Source organism: Bradyrhizobium cedriense (genome assembly GCF_054602315.1).
The window spans coordinates 958563-975109 of record NZ_JBTSWB010000003.1 but is presented as its reverse complement, the minus strand read 5'-3'; the positions used below and the strand labels follow the sequence as shown (position 1 = coordinate 975109).

The following is a 16547-nucleotide window of genomic DNA, read 5'->3' as shown; positions in this document are numbered from 1 at the left end:
GGGCATTTGCATTCGGCAAGATGCCCCATCGAGCGGTCGTCCCTGAAAAGGTTGCGGCCAGCCATTGGGGGATGGCTGGCCGCGCGCGAACCGGTCTGGGACGGGGAGGGGTGGGGATGTGACCGGGTCGCGTGTCTCGTTGTCTCGTTCCTGCTAGTCTCTCGCGCTGGCGGTGGAGACCGCCGGCTTGGTATCGCCGAGCGAGACCCAGACGTTGGGGTCGCTCTGTGACTGGCGCTTGACGAAGCGGTAGCCGGTCTCCGTCCAGGCAACGACGCTCTCGTTCTGATTGTCCAGAACGAACTCGCCCTTGTCGGTCTTCACCGTCAGCACCGCGTGGCCTTCGCCCTTCTTGTCGCGCACGACGGTGATCAGCAGGGCCTGGCGCGGCCATCCGGCGTCGATCAGCATCTTGCGCTTCAACAGCACGTAGTCTTCACAGTCGCCGTAGCCATCTGATGGCAGCGACCACTTCTCGATCACGCCCCAGTGCTCCTGGTCGGTCAAAGGCTTGACGGTCTCGTTGACCCAGCGATTGACCTTGACGAGGTCGCGCCATGCAGCCTGCGACATCACGATGTCGCGCGGCTGCATCGGTGCGCCCTGGCACTGGGCGGCATTGTCCGTGCAGAACTCGACCCAGCCGATCGGCGCACGCGTGGTGTCGCCGAGGCTCGCATAGAGCAGACGGCTTTCGCCGGCCTGCGCTGCTGCGCTGATCCCGAAGAGCATGGCGACCAGCGCCAGCCTCTTCCCCTGTCCCCTGAAGTCAAACATTGCGGCCCCCGTTTCTTGTTGGGACCACATTGCACACGGAGCTTTTGAGCTGCCGCTAAGTCAGTCAGGTCAAGTCGAGACGAATGCAACTAAAACGCGCGGCGAATTCGATCTGTACTTGAATCGAATTCGAGTAAAATTCGACAAGTCTGCAATCGATTCAAATTTTACCGATTAACCCGGAAACGCTGGCGGAGGCGGCGTTCGCGCCCCACCGCGACCGACGCGTTAACCGCAAGCGGGACATGAAAAAGGCGGCGTCCGCATCGCGGAGGCCGCCTTCGAGCCTGGAAATACCGGGATTTTCGCGTCCTCGCGCTTTACCGCGCGGTAACGCTCTCTTCGAGAGTCTCGATCGGCTGCTCGTGCAAGAACTCCAGCGCGAAGCCGTCTTCGAGGTTTCGGACCACGCGGCCCTGGACCCGCCCGAGCAGAACCGTCGATTTCAATGGCGGGCGGTTCTCCGCGGCGATCGCGGCGCCCGACAGCGAGAGGTCGATGATGCGGCAGGTCATCTTGGTGCCGTCCTCGAGCGTCAACACCGCGATGGGGTTGCGCGGCACGATGCGGTCGTGGCGGCGGTCCTCCGGCAGATTGAGGATGTCGCGGTTGGCGAGCCAGGTCAGCTGGGCCGCGAGCTTGTCGCGCTTCCTCGGCGTCGCACCGATCGTCATGGCGAAGCCGTTGTCGATGATGCGGGTGATCTTGCCCTCGACGCGGCCGATATGGTCGAGATAGGCGACCACGCGGTCCCCGACATTGCCGATTCCGGGCGCGAGCAAAGCGAGGCCGCCCGGCGACATATTGATCACCTGGCAGGGGAATTCCCGGCGGTCCGGCAGCATGTAGCGGCCGAGCAGGTGAACCTTCACCCGCTGGAAGCGCCTGCGCTCCTCGGCGGCCGGAAGAAATTTTTTGTTCGCCAACGCCATTTTCAACACCCGACCCCCCGCCCGGGCGGAGTCCGGGACGACCGTAAGGTGCATAGGGTTAATGTCGCGTTAGGATTGGACGCTGGCGGTAACGGACAGACACAATGCGATCGAAAACGCCACACCGGGGGATCGCAGCGCTCCCGGCGGGGCAGGCTGCAATCCCCGGCCGTCTTCAGGCCTTCTTCGCCACGCGCCCGTAAAGAAGGCAAAGCAGGGCCAGCAGCAGCAAAGCCGAGAGCCCAAGCGACCAGTGAATGCCGATCGCCGCGCCGAACAGCCCCACCGTGATGCCGCTGAAAGCCCGCATCCCCAGCCCTGCCATGTTATACAGCCCGACGACGCGGCCGCGGAGGTCGTGCGGCGCGTTCAGCTGCACCAGCGCCTGCGCCATGGTGTTGAACGACAGCTCGAAAAAGCCTGCAAGGAACAACAGCGCGATCGCGATCGGATAGATCGGCACCAGGGCGAAGCCGAGCAGCGCCGCGCTCCAGAGCATCGCGAGCGTGATCGCGGTGCGCGGCGATCCCTTCAGTCGTCCCCACGACTCCAGCGCGATGCCGGCGAGCAGAGCGCCGGCCGCGTCCGCGGCGAGCAGCACGCTGTAGGAAACGCCGGGATCGCCATGGCCGAGATCGCCGGCATAGCCCGGCATCTGGGCGTGATAGGCATTGCCGATCATGAAGGAGGTGAGGCCGGCGAGCCAGGTCATCGCCGCGAGCACCGGCTGGGTGCCGATCGCGCGGATGGTCAGCACGACGTCGGCAAGGCCGCGCACCGCGAAGCGCCGCACGGCGATGCTCTTGTCGCGCACCGGCGCCCAGAACAGCCAAAGCAGCATCGGCAGATAGAACAGCGTGTTGAAGATGATGCCGTGCGAGGTGCCGAGGGTCAGCATGATGATTCCGCCCACCGCAGGCCCGACCAGGATGCCGAGATAGCGCGCCATTGCGTTGAGCCGCACGGCGCTCGGAAGATCGGCGGGACCGACGAGGTCGTAGAGCAGCAGCTGATTCGGCGTCTGCCAGAGCACGCCGGCGCAGCCGTGGATCACCAGCAGGAGCATCGCGTGCCACATCTCGATCGTATCGGTGAGGAAGAAGAAGCCCCAGCCGCTCGATGCCACGATGAACAGCAGCATGCCGCACTGGATGATGCGGCGCGGATCGAACCGGTCGGCGAGCCCCCCGACCGCGACCGAAAACAGCAGGAACGGTAGCCAGTGCGACAGCACCGCAAAGCCCGCCAGCGCAGGCGAATGGAATTTCTGGAACACCACCCAATAGCTGATCACATGCTCGATGTTGTCGGCCATCATCGCCAGCACGTAGGCGATGAACTGGAGGCGGTAGGGCACGGACTTCATTGCCGCGAACGAGCCTGACGCAGCGACGGGATTGTGGGGGAGGGGATTCAAGCGAGCACCGAGGGTGGGACTCTTGCGCCTTACACGTTCGCCGGTGAAGGCTCAAGACACTTGGATGTGTCCCGTAGCCCGGATGAGCGCAGCGATATCCGGGGCCGCTGTTTCCCGCATATCGCTGCGCTCATGCGGGCTACGAATTCCTGCATCTTGGCACGACCGCGCATCTCACATACGCTTCGCCGCAGCCCGCACCACCAATCATAACAAGCGAGCATCGAGGAAACAGCCATGCAACAGATCCGCGTCTGCACCCACGCTGGTCCCGGCTCAGAGCCCGTCATCCGCACCGTGCCGTGGCCGAAGGTCGGCAAGAAGGCCGCGCTGATCAAGATCGGCGCCTGCGGCGTCTGCGGCACCGATTTGCATATCCTCAAGGGACATTGGCCGAAGCCGCTGCCCTGGCCATTCACGCTGGGACACGAGCTCGGTGGTGTCATCGTCGAATGCGGCGAAGAGTTCACCGAGGACTTCATGAGCAAGCCGCTGTCGGTCGGCTCGAAGGTGATGATCCCGCCCTTGATGCCTTGCGGTCGCTGCTATTACTGCATCCACTATCCACAGACCGCGAACAAATGCCTGACGCCGGTCTATTACGGCCGCTATCTCGGCTTCGACAAGGCGCCGCACATGTGGGGCGGCTGGGCCGAATATGTCTATGTCGATCTCGACATGCTGCCGGGCACCAAGATCTACAAGCTGCCCGACGACATGTCGCTGCGCTTAGGGGCGCTGTCCGAACCGCTGACCTCCTGCATCCGCGCCTTCAATCGCGCCACCCGCGCTGGCGGTTTCAGCTGGGGCGAGACCGTGGTGATCCAGGGCTCGGGCCCGATCGGCATTCTGGCGGTTGCGGCCGCAAGGGAGATGGGAGCAGGGCGTGTGATCTGCGTCGGCGCGCCGGAGGAGCCGCGGCTCAAGCTTGCGCGGGAGTTCGGCGCAGAAGAGACGGTGAACATCGAGGAGCTCAAGTCGCCGCAAGAGCGCATCGCGCGCGTGCGCGAGATCGTCGGCGGCTTCGGTGCCGATATTGTCATGGACTGCTCGGGTCATCCGACTGCGGGCCCTGAAGGCATCGAGATGCTGCGCGACGGCGGCACCTATGTCGAGATGGGCCAGTTCACCGACGCCGGCTCGATCGACACGTCATGGCATCGCATCTGCACCAAGGATCTCAACGTGCTGGGATCCTGGGGCTTCACCGGCAACGACCTGCCGCTCGGCGTGGACATGCTGTATCGGACGCGCGACAAATACCCTTGGCTGAAGATGCAGACGATCTATCCGTTCACGGAAGAGGGCGTCGCACAGGCGGTGAGGGATGCGATGGCGATGAAGACGGTGAAGTCGACCATCGTGCCGTGGCCGGAGCTGGTGGAATGAGAATGCGCAGGCCTGATGGGGGGGCGAGATCCGGGGCAGTCGGTCCGGCATTCGCTTCCCTTTGCGGGCTATTGGCTGCGACAGTTTGGAGTAAAGGACCAAATGATGGCTGAGAAGACAAGCGAACCTGGTCGGGGGACCCGCTCGCCCTTCAGCGCCATCCGCGCGATCGACTACACCGTCATCTTCGTGCGCGACATGGCCGCGATGCGCCGCTTCTACGAAGACGTCCTCGCCTTTCCGCTGCTGCGCGAGCTGTCGCCGAACTGGATCGAATACGGCTTGGGCAGCAACACGCTGGCTTTGGCGAGGCCGAGCCGGACCGCGGCCGACGCGCCGGTCCCGCCGGGCAGCGCCTCGCTGCAATTGGCTTTCAAGGTGGCCGCAGCCGAGGTCGATCAGTGCGCCGATGAACTGCTGCGGCAGGGCGTAGCCATGGTGTCGCCGCCGACGGACCAGCCCTTCGGTCACCGCACGCTGTTCTTCCGCGATCCCGACGGCAATTTGCTGGAGATCTACGCGGAGATATGAAAAGACGCCGGTGGCGCAAACGCATGGATGAACGACCGCGAACGATCGTTTGCAACCTTCGGGCGCGGTGCTTTCCATCAAGCCATGCAACATAGGCATGGCGATTTCCGGGCGCTTGGCGTAAAGAGCATCCAATCAAATCGCCCCGTGCTGCTGGCCTCCTGCCGCGCACGCGAGCTCAGGTCCGCCGCCGACCGTTTGCGCGCCTGAATTAACCAAGGTTCTCCATCCCGTGTCTTTTCCGGCCCTGACCCCGCCGCTCGCCCGCGCTTTGGCCGAGCGGAACTATGACTCCCCAACCCCCGTTCAGCTCGCCGTGCTTGCGGACGAAGCCTCTGGCCGCGACCTCCTGGTTTCGGCCCAGACCGGCTCCGGCAAGACTCTCGCTTATGGCCTTGCCATGGCCGAGGACCTGCTGGGCGAGGCCGAGCGGTTCGATCAGGCGGGCGCGCCGCTCGCCCTGATCGTCGCGCCGACCCGGGAGCTCGCCCTTCAGGTCCAGCGCGAGCTGGCCTGGCTCTATGGGCATACCGGTGGGCGTGTCGTCTCCTGTGTCGGCGGCATGGATCCGCGGCGCGAGCAGCGCGAGCTGGCGGCAGGCGCCCACATCGTCGTCGGCACGCCCGGGCGGCTCTGCGATCATCTGCGCCGCGGCCGTCTCGACATCTCCGAATTGAAGGCGGTCGTCCTCGACGAGGCCGACGAGATGCTCAATCTGGGCTTTCGCGAGGACATGGAGTTCATTCTCGAGACCACGCCGGAGACGCGCCGCACGCTGCTGTTCTCGGCGACCTTTCCCCGCGGCATCGTGGCGCTCGCCAGGCAATATCAGCGCGACGCGTTCCGGATCGAGGTCGCCGGCGACGAGGGCGGTCACGCCGATATCGAGTATCGCGCGATCCGCATCGCGCCCGCCGATGTCGAGCATGCCGTCGTCAACGTGCTGCGCTTCTACGAGGCGCCGAGCGCGTTGGTGTTCTGCAGCACGCGCGATGCCGTCAGGCATCTGCAGGCGGCGCTGCTGGAGCGCGGCTTTTCCGTCGTCGCTCTCTCCGGCGAATTGACGCAGAACGAGCGGACCATGGCGCTGCAGTCGCTACGCGACGGCCGCGCCCGCGTCTGCGTTGCGACCGATGTCGCCGCGCGCGGCATCGACCTGCCGAGTCTCGATCTGGTCATCCATGCCGATCTGCCCAATGATGCCGAGGTCATGCAGCATCGCTCGGGCCGCACCGGACGGGCCGGCCGCAAGGGCACCAGCGTCCTGCTCGTGCCGCCTGCGCGACGCCGACGCGCCGAGATGCTGCTCAACGTCTCCGGCATCGATGCCGTTTGGGGCACGGCACCGCAAGCCGACGAAATCCGCAAGCTCGATCATGCGCGCATGAAGGACGTGCTGTTCACCGAGGAGACCACCGCCGACGATCTCGCACTGGCGCAGGCGCTGCTCGCCGAGCGTCCCGCCGAAGACATCGCCGCCGCGCTGGCACGGCTTTACCGTGCGCGGCTGCCGTCTCCCGAGGACATCATCGATCCCGGCGAGCGGACGGCGAGACCGCGCGAGGATCGCGGCCGCGACAAATCTCAAGGCGCGGGTGGCGAGGATCGCCCAGCGCGGCTCCGATCGAAATCCGGCAAGGCATCGTCGAAACACGGCATGGCCGAAGGCAGCGTCTGGTTCCGCGCCGCCATCGGACGACGCAAGAATGCGGAGGCGCGCTGGCTGCTGCCGATGATCTGCCGCCGCGGCGGCATCGACAAGCACGACATCGGCGCCATCAAGATCATGGATACCACGACCGAGTTCGAGATTTCAGAGCGGGTCGCGGAGTCTTTCGCCGCCAAGGTCAAGCGTCCGGACAAGGAAGACAGCATCCGCATCGAGCCGATGGCGGACGCGCCCCCGCGGCAAGAAGCCTCGAGGGAGCACGCTCACGCGCCCCGGCGCGAGACCGTCGATCATCGGGAACGGCGCGACGATCGTCCGCGTGAGGCAAGTGGATTTAAGCCACGCAGCAAGCCTCACGGCGAGCGCGCGCCGAAGTTCGACGAAGCTCCTTCTTTCGGAAAGAAGAAGCACAAGAGCAGGCCGGGCCACGCCGAGCCGTCGGTCACGCCGTGGCCCGGCAAGAGCGCGTCGGGAAAGAAAGCAAAGAAGAAACGGCGAGGTTGATCGGTCACCGATCAGCGTGGACGGCAATGATGCCGCCGGATTGCACCGGCGACATCATCTGAATTCGGCGTGAGTTCAGCGGCCGCCGCCACCACCACCACCACCACCACCGCCACCACCTCCGCCGCCGGCATCGCGCAGCGACGAGCTGTAGCGCGGGTCGGTCTGCTTCATGTAGATCGGCGAGGTGTCACGATGGATGGTGCTGGGGCGGCTTTTGCCAGCCGGTGTCTCGATCAGGAAGCCGCAGCCTTCGAAGAAGGCGGTGTCGCAGCCATAGGTCCGGTACTGCGTCGCGTTGGCGCTTGTCGCGGTGAACGCGGCAATTCCAGCACAGGTAATCAAAGCAACTTTCGACAATGAAAGCTTCATGGATGTTCTCCAGCCTCGGTTCGGCGAGACCGGAAGGGCCCGCACCCACCTTCGACGGAAGCTGATCTGACAAGGTTCGAGGAAGCGGTTTCACGCCCGCGTGAGCTGGGGGCGGTCGGGGAGCTATGTTACGTCGCAGCGAGGTCGCGCAACATATAGGTCGCGCCTTCTCCGTAGGAGGCCAGCTTCGCGTGCAGCGCCGCATCCGCCGCCACGGGACGGAAGCCGAGACGTTCCCACAACGGCCGCGTGGTGTAGACCGAGACCAGAGCGAGCATCGCGATGCCGGACGCGCGCGCCAGCTCCGCGATCCCGGTCACATAGGCGCGCGCAACGCCGCCCCGCCGATCCGGCAGCACGGCGATATCGTGCACGTAGAGGCAGTCTGCATCTTCGGGGAGGCGTTCGAGGAAGCGATCGAGCGGCGGGATCTGATGCCGCTTCCAGGGATGCGCGAGTCCGTAGCCGGTGATCTCGTTGCCGGCAACAAGCACGCGGCAGCCATCGGGATAGAGCCGGATCTTCTCTGCGAGCACTTCGGGGCCTTCCGGAAGATCAGGATGGATCCGCGCCGCGATGGCGCTGATCGTGGGCAGATCGGATGGGTGGGCGGGACGCCAGTGCGGCTTGTTCATGTCTCTTCGTCGTTCCGTCTTGGTCGGTCCAGTTTATTCCGCTGCGTTGACGCGCGCAGTGAAAAATATCTTTCTGCCATCCGAGGAATACGAGGCCGTGCGCGGCGTCCTACCCATGCAAGCCAATTGCATGACAGGAGACATTATGACGTCCTCGATCCGCCTCGCGCTCGCGCTGGCAATATCGCTCGCGATCGTTCCCGCCGCCTTCGCCGCACCGCCGACCAAGACGGGCAAGTCCGACAAGGGCAACGTGCTCACCGACGCCAAGGGCATGACGCTCTACACCTTCGACAAGGATGCGGACGGCAAGTCGGCCTGCAACGGTCCATGTGCGACGAACTGGCCGGTGCTGAAGGCCGAGACGGGCGACGCCGCCAGCGACGGCTACACCATCATCACCCGTGACGACGGCTCCCGGCAGTGGGCCTACAAGGGCAAGCCGCTCTACACCTTCGCCAAGGACCAGAAGCCCGGCGACATCACCGGCGACGGCTTCTTGAACGGCGCTTGGCATCTGGCGATGCCGTAACGGCGCTCTGCACAAACACGGTGCGTCGGCCGTTGCACGCGACCGCCGATGCGTTGCTGCGTCGTTATCTCGGATATTCGAGCTGCATCGCGACGAAGTCGGCCGTGCGCAGTCCGTAGCGCGCGTCGATGGCCTGCAACGTCCGGTCCAGCGCCCGTGCCGGCGGCAGGTCGACGGCCGCCGGCGGCGTCAGCATCGCCGGCCAGTCGGCAGTGACCTCGTCAGGCAGGATGCGAAGACCGCCGCGGCTCGTCCGCGCCTCGGCCGTGGCCGCGAAAGTGAGGGCGCGCGAACGATAGGTGCGCGACCACGCATCGGCGATCAGCGCAAGCGACACCTCGTCGATATCAGGCGTCAGCGCGATTCCAAGCTGCTCGCGATTCCAGAATGCGAGCGTGTTCGCGATCGCCGTCAGCGCGAAGCGGCGCGTGAAGCCGAACGCATCGCTGCGGTGGCGCGCATCCCAGGCCGCAAGGCCGATGTCGCGGGCGACCGCCTCGGCCCTGGCCCGCCCGGCGATCGCTTCGATCAATGTGAGGGCCATCGGCATGGACGCGGTGATGCCGGTCGTCGTTGCGACGCCCTGGTCGACGACCAGTCTGCGATCCGCCGCATAGCGGATCGCCGGATGCTTCTGAAGGTTGCGCACGGAGTACCAATGCGTCGTGGCCCACTTGCCGTCGAGCAGCCCGGTATTGGCGACGACCGTCGCGCCCACGCAGACGCCGATCACGATCGCGCCCTTGCCGGCCTGGCTCCTGATCCACTGCAGGACGACTGCATCGTCGTCGCGGCTCATCGCGGGCACGATGACGTAGTCGGCGCCGTCGGGATGCGCGGCATCGAACTCGGCGATGGTCGCGTGCGGCTGCACCTTCAGGGCGGGATAGAGCGTGACGGGCCCTGGTTGCGTCGCGAGGGTGAGGACGTCGGCGACGTCCGCGCGCGCAAGGATGCCATAGGGCATCAGATAGTCGGTGGTCTCGCTCATGTCGTTGATGCCGACGATGGCGATCAGCGGGCGCTTTCGTTTCGGCGGTTTCAGCGCGGCTAGTGTCGCCTCGACTTCATCTCTGGAAATTGCAGGCGCGGGCCCCTTTGCCGGCTCCCCGGGCAACAGGAGCAGCCAGGTTCCGCCGATCGCCGCCAGCAACGCCACGACGCCGAGAACGCTCCACGCCAGAATGCGCCAGCTCATGATATTGTCACCTGCTCGTCGTCTCAGGCAGCAGAAGCTATCCGCTCGCAACGCGTTCAGGAATGACGCAAATCCGGCAAAAACGGTCACGCCGTACTTGGCGATCGATCGCGCGATCGCCCGCCGCATGCGCTTCCAAATCTACCTCAGCCCCTCATACACCATAAGCCCGCGTGCGATCTGCAATTTGCGGATCGCGCGCGGCAGCAGCTTCTCCGGCTGGTGCAGATAGCGCCAGGATGTGAGGGTGAAGGCGGAAAGCGCGCCGCATTCGTCGTCGAACGGGGCGAGCACGCCCGTCACGCTCACCGGCGTATGCGGTCGGGCGTTGAAGGGCAGCAGCAGCAGTTCGAGATATGCCTTGCTGCCGTCCGCGCGCGCGGCGGTGACGCCGGCGATCGCGCCGAGCGTCTCGTCGGCGACGATCGTCGTGATCTCCTCGATCTCGCTGCGGCTCGCATGGACGAACAGCGCCGCGAAGCTCCGGTCCTTGAGGTCTGCCCCTGCGAGCGCGCAGACGCGGGTTCCAGCGACCCGGAACGGGAAGCCGAGATTTGGCTCGCAGGACAGGACAAAGATGTCCCCGAGCAGGCCGCGAACGGCGGCAGGATCGATATCGGCCCTGTCAGGCGCGCGCTCCGTACCGCGCTTCTTGTCCCAATACGCGAAGAACTCGCGGCTCGACGGATGTTTCATGTCTGAACGCTAACCCCCGGGCGCAACCTCGCGGGACAGACCTGTCCCGCTTCAATGCACCCGCGATCCCTTCTGTTGTTCTGCAGGAGGGGATTTGCAGCGTCCATGCCGCAGAGCCGTTTTCGGACTTCTTGGCCTGGCTTTGACTCGTTAACGTTAAATTCACCATGATCCTTGACGGATCGGTAACTTCCGTGACTCACGCGGGGTGTTTTCCCGCTGTTCCCCGCGGTTTGTCTGACGACTTGCCATCGGCGTGAAGCGCCTTCGGGAACTTATGTTCACTTTTAAACTTACTATCTGCCACGATGGCATTGCGGGAGGATCGGGGCGTGGATAATCCGGTATTGCTGATCCTCGTCGTCGAGGATGACTTTCTAATCCAGGAACTGGTCGGCAGCGCCCTGACGGAAGGCGGCTTTCAGACGGAGATTACGGCCTCGGGCGAGGAAGCCGTGACCGTGCTACAGCGCGACGCAACGAAATACCGGGCGTTGCTGACCGACATTCACTTGGGCGGAAAACTGTCTGGTTGGGACGTTGCCAAGCGTGCCAGAGAGGTCAATCCGGACATACCCGTGGTTTACACGACGGGTGCTGCTGCCGATCAATGGCCGTCTCACGGCGTCCCGAACAGTGTGCTTTTGAACAAGCCTTTCGCGCCTGCGCAGGTCGTTACCGCGATTTCTCAATTGCTCAACCAGGCGCCGCCGCCACAGGGTGAATAGACGCCGACGCCCAGAGATTTTCGTGGTTCCACCTACACTTGGAGAGAGGTGGGCCCCCAGGCTCTGACGAAGCTCGTGATCTGTTCGACGTGCTGATCGCGTGCACGCAGAATCGCGAAAGAAGGCCTTATCCAGTTTCGAACGGCAAACGGACACCTTCTACTTCGCGGTCTGAACTTCATGACTACACGCCCCTAGGATGACGGCGCCTTCGGTAAAACGGCGTAGTAGCGGCGTCCATTGTATCGAGGGTCGCTCCCGTCGCTGGCCTTGAACTTCACAACGCGCCATTTGCTCTGCGGGTTGACCGGCTCGAATTCGTAGTGATCAACCGGGAGCGGCGCTGCGTCTTCGTAAACCACAAGCGGCCTCGGGTCTTTCAAATCGGCTTCGCGCTGCCTGAACCCGTAGACGTCGACCGATCTTCCAGCCTCTTCATTGCGGCCAACCTTCATGATCAGCTCAACGCGGTCACCCGCCGGCGGAATCACCGGATCCGGTTGCAGGAAAAAATAGAACGGCGTCCAAATGGCGTATGCGATCACCGCGAGAAGCAGCGCCTCTCGCAAGCCAACGCCAGTGCTGGGGTCGAACGGTAGCAGTTTCACTGCAGGCATTCGCTCTGGCTCAAACAACCATAGGTTAATTATCAACCTAACGCCGAACAACAGCACCGAAGTTAGACTTTGGCCGGGCTTGCTTCATGGGGCACTGGTCTTCTGAGCCGGCTTTGTGGAATTTCGTTGTGTGTCTGGAACGTCCGAGTCGAGCGTGCTCGACAGTGTGCAGGGCGGCGGCATCGAGACGCAGAAAGCCCGCGGCCACATCCTTTCACATCCACGACCGTTGGCAGACTGCGGGCCGACAATGATGACGGGACGGGCATCGAAGGCCGGTTGAACTTTCTCGTGTGAACAGCGCGCGAACAGATCACCCCGTTCCCGCTCGGTTGCGTGCTGCGCCTAACGCCAAGGCTTTCGACTTGGCCTGCGGAGGGCGTCGTTAACGATAAGTTAACTATGCGCTTTGTGCCGGCCGCGCGACTGCTATGGTGACCGCGGTCGCAAGCTTCGCCGCTTTTCTCCAGGTTCTCGGCGGGGCCTGTACACAGGGCGTCAAACAGTTTGGTCAGGGGCCGCGGGGAGGGGTGGGGATACGCCTTATCTCTCCGGCTCCGGAAGACCGACACGGACAGGCAGGGCTTTCCCAGGGCCCTGCCTTTTCCTTCTGCGCACTTGCGCAGGGGCGGCAAAGGCGACTATCTCCAGTCTGATCGCTCCGATCACGCCTGAAAGCGAAGCTGCCTTGGATTCCCCGCAAGATTCGTCACCGGACGTGCCGGCCGTCGCCGAGGAGGCTCCGCGCGAGCCGATCCTGACGCTGCCGGCGGCGCTGACCGCCTATATCCTGCTTTTGGCGGTGGTCCATCTGCGGGTGCTGCTGCCGCCGGAGCTCGAGAACTGGACCATCGACGTGTTCGGCTTCATCCCGAAGCGCTACGATTCCTCGCTGCTCAATTTGCAGATCCCGGGCGGGGCGGGTGCGAAGGTCTGGACTTTCGTCACCTATTCGCTGCTCCATGCCAATCTCACCCATCTCGGCTTCAACGTGCTGTGGCTGCTGCCGTTCGGCAGCGCGTTGGCGCGGCGCTTCGGCACGGTCAGATTCTTCCTGTTTCTCGCGGTGACCGCGGCGGCCGGTGCGCTCGCCCACCTCATCACGCATGAGCATGCGGTCGCGCCGATGATCGGCGCCTCGGCCTCGGTGTCGGGTGCGATGGCAGCCGCGATCCGCTTCGCCTTCGTCCGCGGCAGCTTCCTGTCGTTCAGCCGTTCGGACGCCGATACCGCCGCAAAGGTTCCGGCGCTGCCGTTGTCGCGCGCGCTGCGCGACGGGCGGGTGGTCGGCTTCCTCGGCGTCTGGTTCGGCGTCAACATCATCTTCGGCGTCGGCGCGATCGGCATCGACTCCGAGACCACGAGCGTCGCCTGGCAGGCGCATATCGGCGGCTTCTTCGCCGGCCTGTTGCTGTTCGCCTTGTTCGATCCCGTGCCGCGGGTTCGAAGCGATGCTGCGGCTGCGTCGTCACGGGACGTTTCAGACCGTATTTGAAGCGGCGCTTGCGGCCCGGCCCGAATTCATCCATCATTCCCGAGAAGAATGTTCCGAAGCTGCAAGCCCACAGAGGCCAGGCTTCGCGACGCGCCCGAGCGTGTACAGGCGCGAAACTGTTAGTCGAAGACTCGAACAAGTCCGGACCGCTCGAGGCGGACGGCTCGGATTCAGGAGGCGACAATGACGGTGCGTTCCATTCTCAACACCAAGGGCCATCAGATCATGAGCGTCGAGCCCGACGTCAAGCTGTCGGCTGCAATCAGACTGCTCGCTGAAAAGAAGATCGGCGCGGTGCTGGTGATGAACCAGAGTCGCCTCGAGGGCATCCTGTCGGAGCGCGACATCGTGCGCGTGCTCGGCGAGCGCGGTGCCGGCGTGCTGGAAGCGCCGGTCTCGGAGGTGATGACCCGCAAGGTCGTAACCTGCAAGGAGGCCGACACGGTGGCCGAACTCATGGAGATGATGACGACGGGCAAGTTCCGCCATCTGCCCGTGATCGACAACGGCAAGGTGGTCGGTCTGATCTCGATCGGCGACATCGTCAAGCGCCGGGTCCAGGAATACGAAGCCGAGCAGGAAGCCCTGCGCGACTACATCAAGACGGCCTGACCGGCCCTACTCGGCGACCTTGGGTGCCGCGCCTTCTGGCGGCGGCGCCAGCACGTGGATCGCTTCCTGGATCGAGTCGAGCGCGCGCTCGGCCGCGCGCGTGCCGTGCGCGATCAGATCCTCGGCGCGGTGGAAGTCGAACCAGCCGAACTGACCGACCCGAGGCGTGATCAGCAGATCGGGCGGATCGCCGGCGAGGCGGGCGCGGGTGATGCGGTCCTGCATGATATTGAAGGCATCCACCATCACCGATGAGATCCCGGGGCGTCCGCCACCGCCGAAGAACTCGCGCTTCATCGTCTTCTCGGGCGAGAAGAGCCGCGGGAAACGCCGCTTGGCGGTCGTCTCCTCGGCCGCCGGTGCGTCCGGCGTGGGCATGGCGCCGTGCGAGTAGATCGTCGTGGAATGGGTGAAGATGTCGCTGGAAAGGTTTGCAGCAATGACGATTTCGGCGCCGAGCGCGCGGGCTGCCGAGACGGGCACCGGATTGACCAGCGCGCCATCGACCAGCCATCGGTCGCCGATCATCACCGGGGAGAAGATGCCGGGCAGCGCATAGGACGCCCGCATCGCATCGACCAGGCGGCCGCGCGTCAGCCAGATCTCGTGGCCGGTACGCACCTCGGTCGCCACGCTGGCGAACTTGATACCGAGATCCTCGATCAAGGTCTGACCGATGGCTTCCTCGAGCCTGGTGGCGAGCTTCTCGCCGCCGATCAGGCCGGAGCCGTTGAGGCGGATGTCGAGATAGCCGAGGATGTTGCGCATGCCTTGCAGGCTGCGGCCCCATTCTTCCAGCGTATCGAGCTGGCCGGCCGCGTAGACGCCGCCGACCACGGCGCCGATCGAGGTGCCGACCACGACATCGGGCACGATGCCGTTCGCGAGCAGGGTCCTGATGATGCCGATATGAGCGAAACCGCGCGCCGCGCCGCCGCCGAGGGCAAGGCCGATGACCGGTCGGCGGATGCTGCCGAGGCCCACCTTCTCGCCGTTCGAGCTGCTCGCGCCCCGACCCTTCAATCTATCCAGCACCGAAACTCTCCTACGCCGGGGCAGCCCGCATCGCCAGACTAGGCATCGCCCTTGCACTCCGCCATATCATGGGCGAAGCATGGTTTATGCCGCTTTGCGAAGGGCACGGGGCAGGAGTATGGCGATGGATGGTTGCCTCGGAGGTAATCACGCAGGCGTCAACCGGGTTCCCGCGCTTGGCCGTGCGGGCGTGTTTCCCAGGGTTTCAGTGGCTTGAATTTGCCGCGTTTTCGGTGAAAAGCAGGGGGTATGACACGCGGGGGTGACGGCATCATCGAATGGCGGCGCAGCAGCAGGCTGCTGCCGGCGCTGATCCTTGCCGCGTGCCTCGTTACCTCAGGCCAAAATGCTGCACAGGCGCAGCTTTTCTCCGATCGCCCGCCTCCGGTGCCGCCGGCCTCGGTGCCAGACCCCGGTGGCGCCGTCAGCCTGGCGCCGCCCTCCGGCCTTGGCGCGGGACCCCCAAGCCTGCCGCCGACGCTGATGCAGCCCGCAACGCCCAGCATGCCGCCGCCAGCGGTCACGACCGTGCCACCGGCCGCCCCGCTGAACGCGGCCGTGCCCGGACAGGGCGTGCTGTCGCTGACGGCGAAATACGGCAAGGACTCTCCCCCCATCAACAGCGGCCTGGTGTGGCGGGTGTTCGCCGACCGTCCCGACGAGAACGGCACCTTCAAGTTGATCCGCGAGGACCGTAACGCCGCGCCCAACATCGTGCTGCCGCCCGGCAATTACGTCGTCCACGTCGCCTTTGGTCTCGTCAGTGCGGTGCGCACCGTCGCCCTGAAGGCGGAGACGGACCGCGAATCCTTCGTGCTGCCGGCGGGCGGACTGCGCATCGAGGGCCGCGTCGGCACCAGCCGCATTCCGCAGAACCAGATCTCGTTTGCGATTTACAAGGGCAGCCAGTTCGAATCCGGCGAGCGCGCATCGCTAGTGCCGAACGTCGCCGCCGGCGACGTCGTGCTGATTCCGGAGGGCACCTACTACATCGTCTCCAACTACGGCGACGCCAATTCGGTGGTGCGCTCGGACATCCGCGTCCAGGCCGGCAAGCTCACCGACGTCACCATCACCCACCGTGCCGCCGTCATCACGCTCAAGCTGGTCAGCGACCGGGGCGGCGAGGCGCTCGCCAACACCGCCTGGTCGGTGCTGACCCCGGGTGGCGACGTCATCAAGGAATCGATCGGCGCCTTTCCGCGCGTCGTTCTCTCCGAAGGCGAATACCGCGCCATCGCCAAGAACGAGGGCAAGGTCTATGAGCGCGGCTTCAATGTCGTCAACGGCGTCGATGGCGAAGTCGAGGTCGTGGCCCGATAGCGCCCCGCGCTGACGGCGCCCGGGCCTTGGCCGCGAGCAGCCAGAGTCCGAACTTGCTGCCGCCCGCGATTTCTCATCCGGTGCA

General features: G+C 64.8%; 17 protein-coding genes. 8 read left to right on the top strand and 9 right to left on the bottom strand.

The genetic code is table 11. From position 1 onward, the window contains the following. Positions 1 to 153: 153 nt before the first annotated feature. The 3 genes from ACYCVF_RS16445 to ACYCVF_RS16435 form a co-directional block, all read right to left on the bottom strand. Positions 154 to 777, bottom strand: a complete 624-nt coding sequence (locus tag ACYCVF_RS16445; protein ID WP_459604411.1) for a transglutaminase-like cysteine peptidase — start codon at positions 775 to 777, stop codon at positions 154 to 156. Between the two features lie 320 nt (positions 778 to 1097). After that, positions 1098 to 1709: a PilZ domain-containing protein gene (locus ACYCVF_RS16440; protein ID WP_024340745.1), complete on the bottom strand. Its 612-nt coding sequence runs from the start codon at positions 1707 to 1709 to the stop codon at positions 1098 to 1100. A gap of 175 nt (positions 1710 to 1884) precedes the next feature. Then, positions 1885 to 3126: an MFS transporter gene (locus tag ACYCVF_RS16435; RefSeq protein ID WP_459606333.1), complete on the bottom strand. Its 1242-nt coding sequence runs from the start codon at positions 3124 to 3126 to the stop codon at positions 1885 to 1887. Between the two features lie 237 nt (positions 3127 to 3363). On the opposite strand from ACYCVF_RS16435, the gene ACYCVF_RS16430 reads away from it, so the two are divergent. From ACYCVF_RS16430 to ACYCVF_RS16420, 3 genes are all read left to right on the top strand, one after another. Beyond that, the gene (locus ACYCVF_RS16430) at positions 3364 to 4515 is read left to right on the top strand and encodes a zinc-binding dehydrogenase (protein WP_459604413.1); all 1152 of its coding nucleotides are present in this window, start codon (positions 3364 to 3366) and stop codon (positions 4513 to 4515) included. Between the two features lie 102 nt (positions 4516 to 4617). After that, entirely contained in the window at positions 4618 to 5046 is a 429-nt protein-coding gene (locus tag ACYCVF_RS16425; RefSeq protein WP_459604414.1) for a VOC family protein, read from the top strand. Positions 5047 to 5278: 232 nt separating this feature from the next. Next, entirely contained in the window at positions 5279 to 7219 is a 1941-nt protein-coding gene (locus ACYCVF_RS16420) for a DEAD/DEAH box helicase (RefSeq protein WP_459604415.1), read from the top strand. Between the two features lie 75 nt (positions 7220 to 7294). Here the strand turns inward: ACYCVF_RS16420 and ACYCVF_RS16415 are convergent, their stop codons facing one another. Then, positions 7295 to 7591, bottom strand: coding sequence for a hypothetical protein (locus ACYCVF_RS16415; RefSeq protein ID WP_459604416.1), 297 nt, complete (start codon positions 7589 to 7591; stop codon positions 7295 to 7297). 128 nt (positions 7592 to 7719) lie between these two features. Beyond that, positions 7720 to 8226, bottom strand: coding sequence for a GNAT family N-acetyltransferase (locus ACYCVF_RS16410; protein WP_459604417.1), 507 nt, complete (start codon positions 8224 to 8226; stop codon positions 7720 to 7722). Positions 8227 to 8371: 145 nt separating this feature from the next. Between ACYCVF_RS16410 and ACYCVF_RS16405 the strand changes: the two genes are divergently transcribed. Beyond that, the gene (locus ACYCVF_RS16405) at positions 8372 to 8758 is read left to right on the top strand and encodes a COG4315 family predicted lipoprotein (protein WP_459604418.1); all 387 of its coding nucleotides are present in this window, start codon (positions 8372 to 8374) and stop codon (positions 8756 to 8758) included. A 64-nt stretch (positions 8759 to 8822) separates the two neighbouring features. On the opposite strand, the gene ACYCVF_RS16400 is transcribed toward ACYCVF_RS16405, so the two are convergent. Both ACYCVF_RS16400 and ACYCVF_RS16395 read right to left on the bottom strand, forming a co-directional pair. Then, positions 8823 to 9956: a DJ-1/PfpI family protein gene (locus tag ACYCVF_RS16400; protein WP_459604419.1), complete on the bottom strand. Its 1134-nt coding sequence runs from the start codon at positions 9954 to 9956 to the stop codon at positions 8823 to 8825. A gap of 141 nt (positions 9957 to 10097) precedes the next feature. Further along, entirely contained in the window at positions 10098 to 10652 is a 555-nt protein-coding gene (locus ACYCVF_RS16395; RefSeq protein WP_459604420.1) for a PAS domain-containing protein, read from the bottom strand. A gap of 308 nt (positions 10653 to 10960) precedes the next feature. On the opposite strand from ACYCVF_RS16395, the gene ACYCVF_RS16390 reads away from it, so the two are divergent. Further along, a complete protein-coding gene (locus ACYCVF_RS16390; protein WP_459604421.1) occupies positions 10961 to 11380 on the top strand; it encodes a response regulator in 420 nt (139 codons plus the stop codon). 194 nt (positions 11381 to 11574) lie between these two features. On the opposite strand, the gene ACYCVF_RS16385 is transcribed toward ACYCVF_RS16390, so the two are convergent. Next, a complete protein-coding gene (locus ACYCVF_RS16385; protein ID WP_459604422.1) occupies positions 11575 to 11997 on the bottom strand; it encodes a hypothetical protein in 423 nt (140 codons plus the stop codon). Between the two features lie 688 nt (positions 11998 to 12685). Here ACYCVF_RS16385 and ACYCVF_RS16380 point away from each other — a divergent pair. Together ACYCVF_RS16380 and ACYCVF_RS16375 are read left to right on the top strand one after the other, a co-directional pair. Continuing rightward, positions 12686 to 13492 (top strand): rhomboid family intramembrane serine protease, encoded by an 807-nt coding sequence (locus ACYCVF_RS16380; RefSeq protein ID WP_459604423.1) that lies wholly within the window; start codon positions 12686 to 12688, stop codon positions 13490 to 13492. Between the two features lie 183 nt (positions 13493 to 13675). Continuing rightward, on the top strand, positions 13676 to 14104 hold the full coding sequence (locus ACYCVF_RS16375) for a CBS domain-containing protein (protein ID WP_459604424.1): 429 nt from the start codon (positions 13676 to 13678) through the stop codon (positions 14102 to 14104). Positions 14105 to 14110: 6 nt separating this feature from the next. Here the strand turns inward: ACYCVF_RS16375 and ACYCVF_RS16370 are convergent, their stop codons facing one another. Further along, a complete protein-coding gene (locus ACYCVF_RS16370) occupies positions 14111 to 15139 on the bottom strand; it encodes a patatin-like phospholipase family protein (RefSeq protein WP_459604425.1) in 1029 nt (342 codons plus the stop codon). A gap of 249 nt (positions 15140 to 15388) precedes the next feature. Between ACYCVF_RS16370 and ACYCVF_RS16365 the strand changes: the two genes are divergently transcribed. Beyond that, positions 15389 to 16462: a hypothetical protein gene (locus ACYCVF_RS16365; RefSeq protein WP_459604426.1), complete on the top strand. Its 1074-nt coding sequence runs from the start codon at positions 15389 to 15391 to the stop codon at positions 16460 to 16462. The last annotated feature ends 85 nt before the right edge of the window (positions 16463 to 16547 follow it).

Bases quoted from the DNA above. Each gene is read 5' to 3' on its own strand.
- ACYCVF_RS16410 (WP_459604417.1), bottom strand. From the start codon at position 8,226: ATGAACAAGCCGCACTGGCGTCCCGCCCACCCATCCGATCTGCCCACG.
- ACYCVF_RS16385 (WP_459604422.1), bottom strand. From the start codon at position 11,997: ATGCCTGCAGTGAAACTGCTACCGTTCGACCCCAGCACTGGCGTTGGC.
- ACYCVF_RS16375 (WP_459604424.1), top strand. From the start codon at position 13,676: ATGACGGTGCGTTCCATTCTCAACACCAAGGGCCATCAGATCATGAGC.
- ACYCVF_RS16445 (WP_459604411.1), bottom strand. From the start codon at position 777: ATGTTTGACTTCAGGGGACAGGGGAAGAGGCTGGCGCTGGTCGCCATG.
- ACYCVF_RS16395 (WP_459604420.1), bottom strand. From the start codon at position 10,652: ATGAAACATCCGTCGAGCCGCGAGTTCTTCGCGTATTGGGACAAGAAG.
- ACYCVF_RS16425 (WP_459604414.1), top strand. From the start codon at position 4,618: ATGATGGCTGAGAAGACAAGCGAACCTGGTCGGGGGACCCGCTCGCCC.
- ACYCVF_RS16390 (WP_459604421.1), top strand. From the start codon at position 10,961: ATGGCATTGCGGGAGGATCGGGGCGTGGATAATCCGGTATTGCTGATC.
- ACYCVF_RS16430 (WP_459604413.1), top strand. From the start codon at position 3,364: ATGCAACAGATCCGCGTCTGCACCCACGCTGGTCCCGGCTCAGAGCCC.
- ACYCVF_RS16440 (WP_024340745.1), bottom strand. From the start codon at position 1,709: ATGGCGTTGGCGAACAAAAAATTTCTTCCGGCCGCCGAGGAGCGCAGG.
- ACYCVF_RS16400 (WP_459604419.1), bottom strand. From the start codon at position 9,956: ATGAGCTGGCGCATTCTGGCGTGGAGCGTTCTCGGCGTCGTGGCGTTG.
- ACYCVF_RS16415 (WP_459604416.1), bottom strand. From the start codon at position 7,591: ATGAAGCTTTCATTGTCGAAAGTTGCTTTGATTACCTGTGCTGGAATT.
- ACYCVF_RS16405 (WP_459604418.1), top strand. From the start codon at position 8,372: ATGACGTCCTCGATCCGCCTCGCGCTCGCGCTGGCAATATCGCTCGCG.
- ACYCVF_RS16365 (WP_459604426.1), top strand. From the start codon at position 15,389: ATGACACGCGGGGGTGACGGCATCATCGAATGGCGGCGCAGCAGCAGG.